Annotated in this window: 17 protein-coding genes; 10 read left to right on the top strand and 7 right to left on the bottom strand. The window is 55.3% G+C overall.

The features are described 5' to 3' along the window. Positions 1 to 93 precede the first annotated feature (93 nt). On the top strand, positions 94 to 927 hold the full coding sequence (locus ACX80Q_RS15620; protein ID WP_459331453.1) for a hypothetical protein: 834 nt from the start codon (positions 94 to 96) through the stop codon (positions 925 to 927). A 58-nt stretch (positions 928 to 985) separates the two neighbouring features. On the opposite strand, the gene ACX80Q_RS15615 is transcribed toward ACX80Q_RS15620, so the two are convergent. Then, positions 986 to 1,432, bottom strand: coding sequence for a hypothetical protein (locus ACX80Q_RS15615; protein ID WP_459331452.1), 447 nt, complete (start codon positions 1,430 to 1,432; stop codon positions 986 to 988). Positions 1,433 to 2,159: 727 nt separating this feature from the next. Here ACX80Q_RS15615 and ACX80Q_RS15610 point away from each other — a divergent pair. Together ACX80Q_RS15610 and ACX80Q_RS15605 are read left to right on the top strand one after the other, a co-directional pair. Beyond that, the gene (locus ACX80Q_RS15610) at positions 2,160 to 2,414 is read left to right on the top strand and encodes a hypothetical protein (protein WP_459331451.1); all 255 of its coding nucleotides are present in this window, start codon (positions 2,160 to 2,162) and stop codon (positions 2,412 to 2,414) included. 9 nt (positions 2,415 to 2,423) lie between these two features. Next, on the top strand, positions 2,424 to 4,094 hold the full coding sequence (locus ACX80Q_RS15605) for an SIR2 family protein (protein WP_459331450.1): 1,671 nt from the start codon (positions 2,424 to 2,426) through the stop codon (positions 4,092 to 4,094). A gap of 53 nt (positions 4,095 to 4,147) precedes the next feature. On the opposite strand, the gene ACX80Q_RS15600 is transcribed toward ACX80Q_RS15605, so the two are convergent. Beyond that, complete coding sequence (locus tag ACX80Q_RS15600) at positions 4,148 to 5,188, bottom strand: hypothetical protein (protein ID WP_459331449.1); 1,041 nt, start codon at positions 5,186 to 5,188, stop codon at positions 4,148 to 4,150. A gap of 309 nt (positions 5,189 to 5,497) precedes the next feature. Here ACX80Q_RS15600 and ACX80Q_RS15595 point away from each other — a divergent pair, with 309 nt between their 5' ends. Both ACX80Q_RS15595 and ACX80Q_RS15590 read left to right on the top strand, forming a co-directional pair. Continuing rightward, complete coding sequence (locus ACX80Q_RS15595; protein ID WP_459331448.1) at positions 5,498 to 5,737, top strand: helix-turn-helix domain-containing protein; 240 nt, start codon at positions 5,498 to 5,500, stop codon at positions 5,735 to 5,737. Positions 5,738 to 5,942: 205 nt separating this feature from the next. Then, positions 5,943 to 6,899 carry a hypothetical protein gene (locus ACX80Q_RS15590; RefSeq protein WP_459331447.1) on the top strand — a complete coding sequence of 319 codons (957 nt, stop codon included), beginning with the start codon at positions 5,943 to 5,945 and terminating at the stop codon, positions 6,897 to 6,899. Positions 6,900 to 7,028: 129 nt separating this feature from the next. Here ACX80Q_RS15590 and ACX80Q_RS15585 read toward each other — a convergent pair whose 3' ends face one another. The 3 genes from ACX80Q_RS15585 to ACX80Q_RS15575 form a co-directional block, all read right to left on the bottom strand. After that, complete coding sequence (locus ACX80Q_RS15585) at positions 7,029 to 7,253, bottom strand: DUF2188 domain-containing protein (protein WP_459331446.1); 225 nt, start codon at positions 7,251 to 7,253, stop codon at positions 7,029 to 7,031. A gap of 196 nt (positions 7,254 to 7,449) precedes the next feature. Then, a complete protein-coding gene (locus tag ACX80Q_RS15580) occupies positions 7,450 to 8,793 on the bottom strand; it encodes a hypothetical protein (protein ID WP_459331445.1) in 1,344 nt (447 codons plus the stop codon). Positions 8,794 to 8,902: 109 nt separating this feature from the next. Next, positions 8,903 to 9,652 carry a hypothetical protein gene (locus tag ACX80Q_RS15575; RefSeq protein WP_459331444.1) on the bottom strand — a complete coding sequence of 250 codons (750 nt, stop codon included), beginning with the start codon at positions 9,650 to 9,652 and terminating at the stop codon, positions 8,903 to 8,905. Between the two features lie 70 nt (positions 9,653 to 9,722). On the opposite strand from ACX80Q_RS15575, the gene ACX80Q_RS15570 reads away from it, so the two are divergent. Together ACX80Q_RS15570 and ACX80Q_RS15565 are read left to right on the top strand one after the other, a co-directional pair. Continuing rightward, positions 9,723 to 10,220 (top strand): very short patch repair endonuclease, encoded by a 498-nt coding sequence (locus ACX80Q_RS15570; protein WP_459331443.1) that lies wholly within the window; start codon positions 9,723 to 9,725, stop codon positions 10,218 to 10,220. Between the two features lie 128 nt (positions 10,221 to 10,348). Then, positions 10,349 to 11,356: a DNA cytosine methyltransferase gene (locus ACX80Q_RS15565; RefSeq protein ID WP_459331442.1), complete on the top strand. Its 1,008-nt coding sequence runs from the start codon at positions 10,349 to 10,351 to the stop codon at positions 11,354 to 11,356. On the opposite strand, the gene ACX80Q_RS15560 is transcribed toward ACX80Q_RS15565, so the two are convergent. Further along, positions 11,353 to 12,198, bottom strand: a complete 846-nt coding sequence (locus ACX80Q_RS15560) for an HNH endonuclease (RefSeq protein ID WP_459331441.1) — start codon at positions 12,196 to 12,198, stop codon at positions 11,353 to 11,355. The genes ACX80Q_RS15565 and ACX80Q_RS15560 overlap by 4 nt on opposite strands. After that, positions 12,195 to 13,127, bottom strand: coding sequence for a NaeI family type II restriction endonuclease (locus tag ACX80Q_RS15555; RefSeq protein ID WP_459331440.1), 933 nt, complete (start codon positions 13,125 to 13,127; stop codon positions 12,195 to 12,197). The genes ACX80Q_RS15560 and ACX80Q_RS15555 overlap by 4 nt, the downstream gene beginning before the upstream one ends. Positions 13,128 to 13,335: 208 nt before the next feature. Between ACX80Q_RS15555 and ACX80Q_RS15550 the strand changes: the two genes are divergently transcribed. From ACX80Q_RS15550 to ACX80Q_RS15540, 3 genes are all read left to right on the top strand, one after another. Then, positions 13,336 to 14,049: a hypothetical protein gene (locus tag ACX80Q_RS15550; RefSeq protein ID WP_459331439.1), complete on the top strand. Its 714-nt coding sequence runs from the start codon at positions 13,336 to 13,338 to the stop codon at positions 14,047 to 14,049. A 38-nt stretch (positions 14,050 to 14,087) separates the two neighbouring features. Beyond that, positions 14,088 to 15,122, top strand: coding sequence for a helix-turn-helix domain-containing protein (locus tag ACX80Q_RS15545; protein ID WP_459331438.1), 1,035 nt, complete (start codon positions 14,088 to 14,090; stop codon positions 15,120 to 15,122). A gap of 79 nt (positions 15,123 to 15,201) precedes the next feature. Then, positions 15,202 to 15,771 carry a DEAD/DEAH box helicase family protein gene (locus tag ACX80Q_RS15540; protein ID WP_459331437.1) on the top strand — a complete coding sequence of 190 codons (570 nt, stop codon included), beginning with the start codon at positions 15,202 to 15,204 and terminating at the stop codon, positions 15,769 to 15,771. The last annotated feature ends 86 nt before the right edge of the window (positions 15,772 to 15,857 follow it).

Below are 15,857 nucleotides of genomic sequence, written 5' to 3'. Positions count from 1 at the left end.
GGTAGCTTCATTTCGCAATGTGGTGCGGGAGGAACAGAAGTGACGGGGAGCGATTCGAGGGCCTAATCTCGGGTCGCTCCCACTGAGAATTCCGTGGACTTTGCCAATCGGTGTCAGTCCGAAGAACTACTATCTATCGTCGCGGACGGCTTTTGGGTTGTCACTGACAGAAAACTGACAGAGATCATGCCTGACGACCCCATTCGCGAGGAACTGCACACGGAACTCCGTGCCCTGCGCCGAGGATTCGGTGTTTTTGGTGAACACCGACTAACTGAGCTGTTTCAGATCATCGACTTCGTTGGCGAAGGCAGTGTCGAGCACGCTTTCACCGTCCTAGTTGACCTGGCAGCGCAGCACGGGGGAGATTCCGACGGGGATATCCGTGCATACTTTGAAAGCTGCGGTCTGGAGACCCCTGGCGACACGCTTGATGCGCGCTTGGCGACATACGCCTCTACGCATTTTGTGGATGCCCGAACAGCCAGGCGCCGCAGCGATCGAGGGGCTAACCAGCTAAGTCACATAATTCGCGACCGGTACATCTTCGAGCGTCCCTTCGGCAACCTCTTCGTATCCCAACGTGAGACTCGCTTGTTGGTAGGGATATCCATTGGGGTTCCGGAGCATTCGGCGTACCGGCGCCCGAGGGTTACCGTCGATGGCGAGTATCAGGATCACCTGAAATTCGAACTCCATGAGTCGTCAACACCGCTCTTGCTCTGCGCAGACGAGAAGATCGAGGTCATACTTGACCGGGCAAACGAAGTGGGCGGAGAGCCGCTCACGACGATCGGAATCTACTGGGTCATGCCAGTTTGGCCAACCTGGCAGCTCGGGGCGCACATGTCCGACCCCAAACTGTTTTCCAAAATCAGCATCGAAAGAAATAATTCCGTGTTGCTAACCGTCCTCCCGGTGTTGTAGGCGGTCGCCTGGCTACAAGTCTGCGTTGAAGGAGTCGCTCTACCTTTTCGAAATGCGTTTACCGGTGGACGCGCCGCTGTGCAGCCACGAGAGCCTGGTGAAGACCAGCGAAAGTCTGCAGATCAAGAAGTCTGGCCTGCTCGATCATCTGGACTGAAGTGAGCGCCTGCGACACGACTTCATCGTCGGGGTCAAGGAGGAGCCGCTTGGCCACTGCCGCCATCCGACACGGACTAGCCTCGTAAAGCGCGCGGACGTCCATGGCGGCGAATAGCCGTGACGAGACGAAGGTGGCGACAGACAGTTCTTCAACAACCGAGACGGCCCATTCGGGATGAGAGCTCATGTATTCGGTCAATGTCTGAAAGAGCTCATCTTCGACGTTTTCGAACTTCAATTCTCGACAGGCCTCAAGGAGGTCGCCAATTTCGGAGGAGCCCAAAAAATCCAGGTCAAAATCTGGTCGATCATGCTCAGGGTGATGATGGTTAATCTCAGGCTCCATCTGTCCTGAGAATAAGGCAATGGAGGTTAGTTGTGAAGGTGTAGAACTTACAACGCCTACCTGTATTTCGCGGCACAGGATCTCCCGAGATTGATGGTTCTCGGATGCCCTGACTTGTTAGTTGGGCATCCCGCATAGGAGAGTCCGGAAGGTGGCGTGGCCGTCGCGTCAGGGGTGGGTTGGGGTGCACATCCCGGGGGTTAGACCGGTCGACACAACGCGTCTGGGTGAGGCGATAGCCAAGCGTGCAGCCAGGAACGTGGTCGGCAATCTTGACTATTTCCCCAGTCCGGAGTCTAAAGGCGAAACCAGGCTGCCGTGCGCATTAGCATCCGGGTCACCGGATCGTCCTGGTAGGGCCGTCGGCTCTCCACTTGCATCACGATCTCCTCGTTGAGCTCATCGTCGGAAGATAGTGGCACGCGTTTAGGTATCGCGAGGAATTTGCCCGGTACCAGCCGAACTCTGCCACCAACCGGTCCAGAATCAGGCCCTTTGCCTTCTTCGACGCCGACACATACGCGCCGGCTTCTTTCTTCGTGATTTCCCTACGCGCAGACAACGTCAACCCATACCTCCCTCCAGCACACCAAAGCACCCGAACATGCACTAGAGATTTCGCGAGCATTTCTCAAATGAGGCACGCACCCCATTTGGCGAGCACTTTAGATGAGTCTCGTCGAAGTATTGCAAATGGAGATGCTTTCAGTTATAGTGCCATCAAAGCATGAAACGCAAGCCAGAATCATTTCATTTCAATAACGAACTACCAGCCAGTAGTAATGGCATGGAACTTTCGGTTAGGCAAGGAGTAGTGATGACACAAGTGTTATCAGAACACCTGTTGGAATTGGCTCGGCAGGCAAGATCAGCCGCGCCTCCCGGTGAAGAGAATGAATTTGCATTTGAAGCCGTATATGCAGAGCTGCAAGTTCTGGACCAAATATCAATCGGTCTCGACTCCCAAAAACTCGTACCATAATTATATGGGGTGAATGAAATCCTAAATAGATCTTCTGACCCATTCTTTGAACAAGAAGAAACGTTGGACGCGATTGCAGAGTTGAGTGGAGCGGCAGTTTCATCGATGGTTATCTATTGCGGTGCAGGCGCGACAATAGATTTCACGGGATTAAATTGGGAAGGCCTAAACTCGCGACTGCTTGCTCAAATACAACCAGTTCCCCTCGGTTATGACGAAGCTAAAGACTTATTGAAATTTCTTGGACCGGTTGAGTTATCTTCGATTATCGAAGAATCATATAAAACAAAATATGAAGGAAGAGTGGATGAAGCGCGCGGACATCTTCATGCTAACATGCAAAACCTTCTCTATAATGAGCCGCGATGGCAAAATGGCAGACTGGCGGAATCAATAGCCGCATATGTGCATCGGCTTGTAACCCATGGAGTTCCCGTTACAGTCGTCACAACGAATCAAGATACATTCCTTGAGGAAGTGTACGATCGAATCTTGAACAATGCTGCATCTTCGACTGAAAACCATAATGCGGAAGTGGTGGTTATCGGGGATAGGCTTCGTCCGCGGCATCTAAAGTTCGTTCGGAACAAGCCCGCACCCAAATTCATCTACCTTCATGGGCGGATCCCACCTCCGGAAAAAGGCAAAATCCAGGGTTTCATCCCCAACGGTGAATTTAGTTTCTCGAAGAGGCTTCCGATAACCTCTAAGGCAATTAGGGAAATTCTGGCAAATAATTGCAGTCATTTTATCGCTGTGGGGACAAGTCTTCGTGATGCGCCGCTGATTAATGCATTGGAGTCCACAAATAATATTTTAACGAAGCGATATGTTCTTGTTAAGAAAGATTATAAATTTCTTGGTGACAAGAATGAAGTTGATCGCGAACGTTTTATCAGCTTCTTTAAGATGCGAACATCACATTTGGGGTTAGTTGCGCTTCATGCGGATTTTTACTCTCAAATAACTCAACTGTTCTTTAATTTTAGCTCGTCTATGCAGGATGAATCTCGCAGGGGCTCTGGTATTGTTCCGATGACGCACCGTCAGCGTCTGTTTGATTGGGCAAAGGCGTGGGAAGAGCTGCATCTTCAGGTTCCCGATGCTGTGTCGGCTGATCATTCTGCTGCCGTTCGTTCGCTTGATTCGGTTCGACGGGCGCTTCCAAAGAAAGTAGAAAATTTACACGGCAAAGAAGCAATGAGAATCGAGGTTTGGAGAAGGAATCCCGTTAATCGGGAGATCATACTCCACGCTCACACAGGAGGTGAAATTCGGGATCGATCAATCGAAATTAGGCATCATATCGAGGAGGGATCTGGAAATTCTTCTGTTGAAGCAATACTTCAAGGCCGACCCGTGATTCGCACGGCTAAGGACTTTGAGAGAATCCGGAGTGATAGCCGCCCGTGGCATCCGCGTTGGAATGCTTTCTTTTCCGTTCCAATATTGGTCGCTTCAGGCGGTGGCGTAATATTTGCGGGAGCGGTTACGATTTGCTCTATGGCTAGCGAATCGATACTTACATGGTCAAGCATGAATCAGCCCTCGGCTTTGCGTCAGATAGTCCAAATTCTGACGACTAGCGGTGTAGATATTTTGTCGTTGACGCACAATGAAAATACTTTGACACAAGCTCTCGAAATAGTAAATCTCCCCGCAATGCCTCACTTGAATTGATCGTTCGTTGATGGAAATCTTGTTGATTTCTTGTCATAAGGGAAAAATTTGGGCTATTCCGTGTCCATCGTCCACACAAACGCAACCCCAGTCCGTGGGAACACCCACCCATCGAACTCAACGTTGACCGACCTCCCTGGCACAGTGATCGGTGTTCGCTCCACCCGTGCATGTTTGCTGCTGGCAATCAGATCGAGGACCTTAACTTGGCTTATGCTTGTGTCGCCGTAGTCCAGTGTCACGTTGAGGCCCTTCGTCGGTTGAACGATGTCGAAGTGGAGCAAATGGCCCGACTGTGCCGTGATAGTTCGGTAGATAAAGGAAACGCGCACTGGCTTAGCGGCCACGACGACGTCACGTCCGAGTCTCACGGAGTAGATCTGCCCAGTTTTGCGTGCAGTCCGGCGGATGGCGCGTTGGTCGCCGTCTACGGTGTACTGAACGAGTTCATAGGATTCTTTGTCGGCTGCATCGAACCCAGATGCAGGTGTCATGAACCAGGCGAGCGTCGCTGGAATGTCTGTCACCAGGTCGCTGAACTCTTCTTTGTCGGACACGCAGGCAAAACGCTGGGTTTCATGGGCCGGTACGACGGTGTACTCCCACTTCACGGTTACGACGAATCGAGGAACGCCCTTGGCGTTCCTCTCACCTATAGGTGAGAGGCGAATTTGCACGTCAACGTCATGCCAGCGCTCCGGAGCACGAATGGCCTGGTCTCGGATGTCGGCGTAGACCTCTTCGGCAAAGGTGCGGTCACCGAGCCGGAGGGCTAGGACGTTTCCGGCAATGCTGTCGAGCAGTTCAGGTGTGGCGACGCGCTTCAGATCGTCGCTTCCGACGGCGAAGCCGCGAACCACGGCGTCGCGGAAATCTGGAGCGGCTTCCGTCAACAGCCTGCGAATACGCTCGTCTTCGCGTCCTTCTTTGTCTTTGCCGTCAAAGTAGTCCCAGGCAATGCCAAAGAGACCGGCGGCAAAGAGTGTGCCGCCGATCTCTGAGAGTGGCAAGAAATTCAGCCAAGGTGCGATGTCACGGCTGTGGAGCGCCAACACCTGCAGTCCGATGCCGAGGCCCAAGGAAAGCAAAGCCACGATGGTGACTTTGAGCCGATAGATCCGTTGTAGTGGGCTTGGCCGCATAGCTGGCGTTCATTATGAAGTATGAGCGCCTTTTTGAGAAGGCCATGTGGAAAAGTCGCTGGGTCGTGGCCTGCGCCGACCGTCCAACGCTTTCCAGAATGCCCCTATTTTGCCCGTAGATAAAACCGTCGCCGCCGCTCATGCACGCCACCTCTTCACAATGTCGTTCCGCCTGATGGAGAGCAAATTCAGGATGAACCGGCCCCCATCAAGACAATATCCGATCTTGGGATATTAAGTAAGGCCAGATGGACTGACCATGTGGACAAATCAATCTATAGCGAGGAATACCGGGAGTTCCGTGAACTTCTGAAGCATCTTCGTCTTGAGGCGGGCGTCCGCCAGGTTGACTTGGCCGCAACTCTTGGCGTTCCACAATCTTTTGTCAGCAAGTACGAGAGCGGCGAACGCCGCCTGGATGTCATTGAGACTGCCCGGATAGCCGGCGCCCTCGGGACCAGCTTGCAGCAGATTGTGCAGCGGCTGAACGCAACGCTTTAGGGACCCGCGATACCACCGTCGGAGTGGCGGTCCATTTGACTCTGTCGGGATGCACAAACGGCACCCCACCGGGCCACGAGTCCAATCGACTTTCCGCTTCGGTCTCATTCGTTGGCATATTTGGATGTCAGCGCCGATGGATAGGATTCAGCCTATAGGCGCAGGCCGTTAAATCGGAACTCGTCCCAAGTAATCGGGGGAACTTATGGAAGCAGACACCAAGACAGAACAATTTATTCCCAAACCAGGGGAGTTGTGGGCCTACCGGAAACGTGATGATGCGCCGTCCGAGCAAGTCCTCATCATCAACGTCGTCCGAGACAAGCACAAAGTTCGGGTCGAGATTAAGTTCGTCGACGGTGCCAATGCCGGTCAGATCCAGTCTGTGTCTGGAAGCCGGCTGCCAATACTGTGGCGTGATGTCGAGGCGTACGACTGCCTCATGGCCAACTGGCAGCGCCTCGATGCCGAGGGTATCGACGAGGTCGAGGAATTCGCCTGCGACGTGGTCTACGAACGCCTCATCCCAAGCGGTATTGCTGAGGTATTCACTGGAGGCCGGGCCAAGAACGGACTTGAAGCGAAAGACATCTCAGCGCTCGAGGTACTCATGGGCCGCCCGATGTCCGATATGAAGGGGCGGAACGCATGGTTCGAGCTCGATGCCATTCTAATTTTGTCTCCGACCGGTGGCCTCGACGTGGCTGCCGCGGCCTGTGAGGAGAATCCTGATCCGATCTTGGAATACGTCATGGCCGAGGAAGCCAAGGTTCGTCACTATTGCAAGCATGGCCGCAAGGATGAAGGGCGCCGTGGCCAGGAAGACCGTTCGACATCGCCCGAGTGGGAGTATCACTACTATCTGAAGGACATCCAACCCGTTCACGAGCTACTCCGTCAGTGGTGCGGGCATCGGTCGGTCACGGCGCACGAACGCCTAGTCGCTGCCGAAGCGGAAACGCGGCGGCTCGATCTCTTGCTGTCCCATGCTATCGACGTTCTTCGAGATAGTAACAAGAGTATGTTTGCTGCTCATCTCGAAGAAGAACACGAGCGTGAACGTATCCTGCCGCACAGGGTTCGGGCAGTTCCAGATCGGCCGTTGGAGCAATCAGAAATACCAGTCATCAGGGTGCCTACGCGTAGACGATGGGGTTGGTAGCTCGGATTCGCACTAGGGCCACGGCACGGAGGTACCAGTGACGCGGAACATCGGGGCGTCCACTAGACAAAAGAATCTTCTCGAGTGGACGCCGCGATAGTGCCTAGCAGGTCGTTGCTCCTGAATCACTCAGCCCTTCGGCGGGTGAGGATCGTTTCCGTAGGAATTACGGGCGCTAATCTTTCCGTCGAGGTTCTTGACGACGTGCTCCACCTTGCGATCTTGAGCCATGCGGCGACCCTCGGCCTGGGCGTCCTTCTTGGTCTCGGCAGTGTTGGATGCACGAGAGTTACCTTGCACGCGGTTCTTCCACTGGCCGTCTTCATGGTACGTTTCGACGTTTTTATTCGTCATGGTGTTGCCTCCAATGCCGGTGACGGACGCGAGTCGTTCGTCAATCCACAAGCTAGCAGGACCCACTGACACGCTTCGTTCTCGTCGCCGGGGGATTAGCGAGCTGCATCACCGACGGTGGAACTGGCGACGTGGCAATGACGGTTGCAATATCGCGCCAGAGGCTGCAGAGGCTGCAGAGGCTGCAGGGGCCTGTCTACCTGGCTCCACGGGGCCCATCTGGGCTCCATCCATCCAGGAACGGGGTCAGATCGTCGTCGGAGTAATCCAACAGGACCGGAATCTCGATGGGGTTCAACAAAGGATCTTTGGCGTCGATATGGCTGCGGCTCCATTCCAGCCAGGCCCGCCCGCAGCTAACCAGCTCAGTGTCCTGTTCCTCGGCCAGTCTTGCATCGAGCGCATCAACATACGCCCTCAACTTGCTAGCTTCGGCCCACGCCGTTGCTTGAGCTGAAAGTTGTTCGGCCTTGTGGTGGTCCTGGATCCTCGTCCGAGCGCGTTCCATGGCGGCCTCCCAGCGCCGCCTGGTCGTCTCCTCCTTAATCCGCGACTGCTCTATGCTCCAGTCATGTTCAAGGTGCTGAATTTCGATCTCTCGAAGTATTGAGGGCAAAGCGTCTTCGAGTTGTTGCCGTTTGCCATCTCGGAAACGCTCCTGCCGTCGCGGGTGTGTCCGGCCATATGTGAACTCCAACTGGAGACGACCAGTCGATACGAAAGCTGTGTTGCCGACGAGTTTGCTGGGCTCCGACCGGTAGTCATATTTAGAGACGTAGGGTCTTGCTGCTCCGCCGTTGGGCGGCAGTTCTCGCAGTTCCAGAGCAAGTGTCATTGTGCCAATGGTGATAGCGATGTCGCCCGTGAGGGTTGCGTTTTGGCGTGCATAGGGATGTTTGTGTTCGGACGGCATGGTGACGCCGTATCCTCGAACGGCGCTTTCCGAAGCAAGCGCGTGTAGTAGTTTGGCCGCTCGTGGCATGTGGTCGTTGGACACCCCGCGGGTGCCATCCCGGAAAGCTTTGGCGATCGGATGGTATTTGCCCACTGAGTCCCGCACAGGGACCGGACGCGCCTCGACGTCGTCAGGGAAGTGACGGACCCAGCGCGCCTCGTGTTTCGGTTTTTGCCACGATCCCACATTGGCAATTTCAAGTTTGTAGCCCTTTGGCCGCATCGCTGACTTCATGACATTAGGAACGAGAGCCGCGTTGGCAGCGGAGAGGTGATAACCGTCCTCGACTTCCAGAACACCGCCAGCCGCTTCAAGTCTCTGGATGAATTTGTCGGCTTCGGATTGGACGGCTTCTTCGTGACTGTCCGAATCCGCAACTCCTTCAAGGATTTCTCGGCCACACTTGGTCATCTTGGCCGTCCACGTCGGCCCTCTGCCCGTCACGGTGATGTAACGGTCGTCCGCCAGGGCTCTTGCGGATATTCGATGTGAATATCCCTCGAAGACACCGTCCGGGCACCCGTCATTCACCCACTTCAAAACTTTGGATTGCAAATGGCTGAGAGGCTTTTGTGGCTGTTGCACGAGGATTCTCCAATCCGAGTCGGTCTATGGAGACTAACAAGAACCAGAGAGTAACGACGGGTGCGAAGCGCAGGGATTATGCACTGCCACGGAGGCCTCCGTTGGGCCGTTATAGTTTCTGGGCTTTGGTCTTCCAGATGTCCAGGATGTCGGCTCGCAGCCGATCCGGCCCGGTCTGAATACGGCGGTTCTCGTGGATGCTTTCCACGTACTTGCCAAGCTGTTCGACATCTCGCTGCCGGTACCCGAGCCGGTAGGCGAACACCTGTAGGTCGTGGTTGTCGTACGTATAGCCATTCTTATGGAGCACTCGAAGTGTCTGTACAATTTCATCCTTGCCGCGACCATTCCGGATGCCTCCGTGCTCGCTCATGACCTCAAACGACCGCCGAATGGCAACACGGACGACAGGATCCAGCCGCCCAATGAAGCTGGTGTCGGAGGGCATGCCTGACGGCAGTTGAATGGCCCCATGGGCTTCAAGCCACATTTCCAGGTGGTCGAATCCTGGCCACAGCGTGACGCACAGATCGGCCGTTTGGGGATCGACCCGATCAACAATGCTTTCAGCGATCTTTTCCTCGGGGTAGAGGGCGACGACGGAGCGGCCAGCATCAACCTCGGAAACGGTCTGGCTGAGGTAGCCGGTGGCGGCATCGGGACAGCATGCCAGTAGGCCCGGAAGCGTCTGCTGCTCAACCTCGGAGCTCTTGGGGCTAACGAGTATGGACTTGTCTGGCCGTGGACTGGTCTCGAGCCATTCAGCGAGGAAACCGACAGCGGACCGTTGTTCCCCCATGGCGACCCATTCGTTCCACGAAAGGTAATAGAGTCCCGGTTCCCGGGTGAAATCTGTCATGGAAAGAGCCTGTCACACGCCACCGACATTTGCCTGTTGAACTAGTGCCGCCGAGAGTACGATCGAGGACATGGTGGATGTGCTGACTCCGGAACAGCGCCATCTCGTCATGTCGCATATCCGGAGCAAGGATACGAAGCCCGAGATGATCGTACGGCGACTCCTTTATGCCCAGGGCTACAGGTACCGGCTGCACGCCAAAGATTTACCAGGCAAGCCGGACATTGTCTTTCGCGGCCGACACAAGGTGATCTTCGTCAACGGTTGTTTCTGGCATTCGCATAGTTGTGCCGATGGCCGACACAGGCCGCAAACGAACGCGGACTTCTGGGAAGCAAAGAGGCAGCGGACTCTGGAACGCGATGCTCACGCCGTGGCTGCTTTGGAGGCGAATGGCTGGAGCGTGGCCACTGTTTGGGAGTGTGAGCTCCGCGAGGCCGGTACGCAATTACGAGGTCTGCGCGCGTTTCTGGGGCCCACCGCAGTCGAGGCGCGAAGCCACGGGGGATTCGACTCCCGGCTGGTCGAAGGTGACGCGCGCTCGGTGGACAGAAGGCCGCCGATTTGAGTATTCGGCAGATCGAAGCGTTACTTGATACGGCGGACTCCTCACAATGATGTCAGTGCTTTGTGTCAATGTAGGAGAAGCACCACAGAAGGTCGAAGTAACCACCCTGCAATGAGAAGATAGACGACATGAACACCACCACCCCCCTTTCCGCCCTTGAGATCTGCGCTGGTGCAGGTGGCCAGTCATATGGCCTGGAAGACGCTGGCTTTGGCCACTCTTTGGCCGTCGAAATCGACAAGGACGCGGCTGCAACGCTGAAACTCAACCGACCGTCATGGAACGTCCATCATGGCGATGTTCGCGAGATCAACGGCCGGGACTACAAGGGGATTGATTTGCTCGCCGGCGGCGTGCCATGCCCCCCATTTAGCGTGGCTGGCAAGCAGCTTGGCGCCGACGATGAGCGCGATCTGTTCCCGGAAGCATTGCGACTCGTCCGAGAGGCCAACCCAAAGGCCGTCATGCTCGAAAACGTGAAGGGGCTGGCGTCGGCCAGATTTGCTAGTTATCGTGAGCTGATTCTCGAGGAGCTCCGAGAACTTGGTTACGATCCCCAATGGCAGCTTTTTTACGCAAGCGAGTACGGTGTTCCTCAGCTTCGACCGCGCTTCATTCTTGTCGCAGTGAAGAAGAAGTACCACAAGAAGTTCGCTTGGCCGACGCCGAAAGGTACTCCTCCGACGGTTGGCGAAGTGTTACTGCCGCTCATGGCCAGCGGTGGATGGGCCGGAGCCGAAGCCTGGGCAGCCAAGGCCAACAATGTTGCCCCTACGGTCGTCGGTGGCTCCAAGAAGCATGGTGGTGCCGATCTCGGCCCCACGCGCGCTAAGGCTGGCTGGCTGCAGCTGGGCGTCGACGGCAAGGGCATCGCCAACGAAGTACCCGGGCCAGAAACACCAATTGACCACATTCCTCGCTTGACCAACCAGATGGTCGCCCGAATTCAAGGCTTCCCTGCTGAGTGGCAATTCTCTGGGCTCAAGACTTCCGTTTACCGGCAGATCGGCAACGCCTTCCCTCCGCCCGTAGCTAGCGCCATTGGGACGTCAATCGCCACGGCGCTAGGTGTCAAGGCTGTTGCCAAGAAGAACGAGACAGAAGACGTCGAGCGCCACCTTCGCGCCGTGAGCTAGCTCGATGTCTGCTGTTTCGCGAGCTTCTTGTCCTGTTCGATTTGCCTGATAAGGGGAGCAATAGGCTCTGAGGGCCACGGTAACCACTTGGTTAGTTCGTAGTAACTGCGCATTCGCCCGTGCTCCTTCTTCTTCCGGATTTTGAAGTCCCAGCCGAGTTTTCGCAGTTCACGTGTACGCTTCTGCCAGTCTTCTTGATACTGGATCATGCAGGCAATCAAGCCGACCACCTCCGACGGAGCGGGTTCACCAGCTTCCTTGAAAGCCTTGAGCGTTTCGCCGATGCGCTTGTGCGGTTCAAGAAGAGAGGCGGCCGCGCGAATCTTGTCAGAATATGCTTCGAATGACGAAAAGTAATCTTGTTTGTTGTGATTGCACTCTTCGCAGAGTGGCTGGAGATTCTCAATGTCGTCCGTACCGCCCCAGGCCAGCGGAAGTTTGTGGTCCACTTCGAGCTTTACCCTGTCACCCAGCGGCGTCTTCCCGCACATGGCGCATATTTGGCTATAAAGAACTTGGGCCTTCAATTTGCCTGAGATTGGTTTTCTGCCGGAATGGGTCTGGTCTCGTAGCCCAACAAGGACGTACCTCGGCTTCTTGTTAATGCGTTGGCACGGTGCGTCAATTCCATATACATCGCGTAGATCGCGAACCCGCCGATCGGTTTGGGAGTGGTCTTCGCCCGCAAAGGTGGCGGCGTACGCTCTGATTTCGACCATGGTGGGCGGGTCGTCGTGGCGGTTGTGCAGGTACTCGTAAATTGCTCGATGCTGTGTAGAAGGAATCAGGTCGATCAGGGCCTGCGTCCCGGGTGCCGGCAGTTGGCTGAAGCCCGCGGTCACTGGCTGACCACCTTCGGTGCAGCTGCCGTCGAAGCATGTCCATGTTCAATTCTGCGCCAGAGCTGGCCGTCGAGCTCTACGGAATTTTCCATGACGTAGTCCACCGGACCGACTCGAACGCTTACGAGCTCACCGGGCTCTGGCACAACGCAACCAAGCGCCTGAGCGACGGCCGTTTGTGCAGTGTAATCGCCGCCGAGGATGAGGTAGCCCTCGGCCCGAAGGGTGCTGCGGGCCCCGCCATTTTCCCTTACTCGTTTCATGAAATCGTTTTGTTGTGCCACGGTGGCGATGATATTCCGAGAAATTCGCATGTTGGTTGCGACCCGGAAAAGTTCGTTGACTCGCGCCTGGCCACTCTTGGGTGCAAAAATGCGGGCGACTTGATCCTCGGGCAGTTGCAAGAGGATATTGGGCTGCATGGGCGCGTCCTTGAATAGCCACTGAACGCGTGACCTGCCAAGTGCGTTCAAAGTACCCTTCTGGTCGCGGTTCTTGCCTAGGTTGCGGTTCTCCGGTGTCGCCCGGACAAGTCCAATGCTCCAAGTAGAATTCACGTCGCTGGCGACGGAGCCAAGTATGAGATGGTCAATGCTTTCCGGCGGTAGCATCCACTGCGCCGAGACGGAGTACTTACTATCGACTTCATGACCAGCAATGTTGTAGTCCATGACGAGACCGTCATCGAATTTGAACTCGCGTTGCAGATTGATCTCGATCAGGGTGCCATAGTGAGTCATCTCGGTCTTGTAGAGCTGATCCCAGCGGTAGCGCCCTGTCCGCTGGCCGTCGTAGAGCTGGTCGAACGTTTGCCGAAAGACGTGTGCCATACGCGATCCATCCGGATCCTCTTGCCGAAACCAATCGAATACTTCAGGGAGGCTTGGGTCGACGGGCTCGGCATTAGAATCCAAGGAAAAGGGCAACATGGCCTAACTCTATGGTGGCCGCGAACGTTGAACAATCTGATGCCGACATGTGGCGATGCAAAATTGAAGCTAGCGGGGTGACGTTGAGACTGTCCAGCGCCCGACAACTACGCATTGACTCGGGTGCTGCGGGTACCTGTTTGATCGGGTGAGCACGGACGGAACTTTGGTGTGTTGCGTTATTTTCGACCACGAATGTGGTAGCGTTATGCGCAACGGAAAGTTGGGTCTGGTTATGGGCGTCACTGCATTTATGTTTGGGGAACCGTCGCGTGAGCGCGGTGTGGAAGCTTTTGGTCTGACTGAACAGATCATCCATGATTGTGTCCGCCCCGCTTGGACGCATTCACGTGGGAGGTCCTCGCTGGCTGCTCCGAGTACGCCCGGCTCCGATCTCTACAGTGACATCACTGAAAATTTGGCGGTTGCCCTGACTGAAAATGGCTGGCTGCGACGTCCGGTCAATGGGCAACAGCGCATTATCCATCCGGACGGGGTGATCGCTATTGCTGTTTCATCGGCAGTGAACGTGGCGAACCCCGATCCCAAGAAGCATCCGCGTACGCGCCCCAAAGGCCCTGCCACCCTCGACGATCTTGATGTGGCCGTGATCCCTGGACAGCAGGCCTTCGACCTTGAGGAATTTCGAAGGGATGAAGACTTCGAGCGGAAACTTAATGATGCTCCGCTGTGGTTCCTGCTTCACGAAGAAGTGGAAGGCGACATGCGACTTTCCTTGGCGCGCCCAGCTCAAGCCAGCAAGCCAAGGGGCTCCACAGGTCAACTTGACAAGCAGAGGAGCATCGTAGGGTTTAGCCACGAGATTCTGATCGAACCTCTTCGTCTCGATGCTGACTTGGATATCTTCCGCAATGACGACGAGGACGGCGGCATCGACTTCGATGTCCCGTCGATTCGATAGCGGCTGCCCTGCAGCTCGCTGATAACCTTCATAGCGCTATGTTTACACCTTCACGACTAAGACTGGCACGCCAACGCCTAGGCTGGACGCTCAAGCGTCTCGCCGAGGCTAGCGATGTGTCTACCCGTACTCTCACTACCCACGAGAACTCAGCCGACCGCGAACCCTCACCCGAGGTTGTTGAGCGTCTCGCTAAGGCTCTCAGGGTCCAAGTGGACTTCTTCTACCGAGATACCGTTGACCCGGTGACGCCCGCTGCCGCTAGCTTCCGCAAGCTGAGCAAAACCAGCGCCCTCATGAGGGATGCTGCCTTGGCGTCTGCCAACGTGGGCATCGAGTTCTTCGAAATAATTGAGCGGAAGTTCAGCCTGCCAGCGCCGGACGTTCCTGATCTTGCCAAGCACCTGCCAGAAACGGCGGCGGAGATCATCCGAAAACTCTGGAACCTTGGGGACAAGCCGATCCTGAACCTGTTGCACCTCTTAGAGGCCAACGGTGTTCGAGTGCTGTCGTTGTCGCATCAATTCGACAGTATCGATGCCTTCTGTTTCTCTCGTGATGGTAAGCCATACGTCTTTCTGAATACATCAAAGTCGGGGGAGCGGCAACGATTCGATCTAGCGCACGAGCTCGGACATCTTGTACTTCACAGAGATCTCGAGATGACGGCAACCGAATCAAAAGAACGGGAAGCTGAAGCGCACCGGTTTGCCTCCAGTCTCCTGATGCCGAGAACAGGAGTGCTCGCCCAAGGAATGGGTGGAGCTAGCCAAGAGAGAATTCTTGCAGCTAGGACATACTGGAAGACTTCAGCAATGGCGACGACGTACCGGCTTAAGGAACTGAACCTGATGTCTGACTGGCAGTACAGATCCATGTGCATAACGCTGGCCGAGCAGGGCTACCGAACTAGCGAACCAGGCGGCATCGTTCCCGAGACGTCCCTGTTGCTGCGCAAAGTTCTCTTCGGACCCCAGAAGGCAAGCCTTTCAGGGGTAGGGAGGGAACTAGCACTGACCGATAAATCCGAGGTTGTTGGACTGGTTAACGGATTGGTTCCCGTCGCGGCATGATGCATTTCAGCTGATTGGCGATCGCTTCGAATAGCGAAGAACAGATTTTATCTATCGTACTAAAATTAGGGGGACTTAAATGAAGAGCAATCAGTATCAGGAACTAGAACCGTTCATCACCGATAACTCAGATCTACGTGATCCGCAGAAGTTTGCGTACGAGGCGATCCGTACTCACGATTTCGAAGGCGAAGGCCGTGAGGTTGGTGTAGTGCTGCCTGTAGGATGCGGGAAGTCAGGGCTACTAGCGTTGGCACCTTTCGCTGTTGACTCAAAGCGCACCTTGCTCGTGGCACCTAATCTCAATATTGCCGACCAGCTCTTTAACGACCTGGTGCCATCGAACGATAAATTCTTCTATGGCAAGCGGAAGGTACTGGCGGCGCCGCCTTACCCTGAACCAGCTGAGATTCGTGGATCGAAGACAAACATAACGGATCTCAACGAGGCAGATATTGTTGTTACAAATATTCAGCAGCTGCAGCGTGTAGACAACGTTTGGCTCGAGAAGCTTGCGGATGATTTCTTCGATCTGATCCTCTTTGATGAAGCTCATCACAACGTTGCAGATAGCTGGGAGACACTTCGGGTTAAGTTCCCCTCGGCCCGCATTGTGAATGTAAGCGGCTCTTCAGAATCCAGGGTGTAGTTTCGGTCTGAATCCGCCGGATTCCAGCAATGATCTGGCGACGTAGTTGGTGAGGTTGCGGAAGCCCAGGGCTGAGCCGCGGAGGT

It is taken from the genome of Arthrobacter sp. HLT1-20, assembly GCF_054510895.1.
Note: the sequence above shows the minus strand (reverse complement) of the source record. Positions and strands in the feature narration are given on the sequence as shown.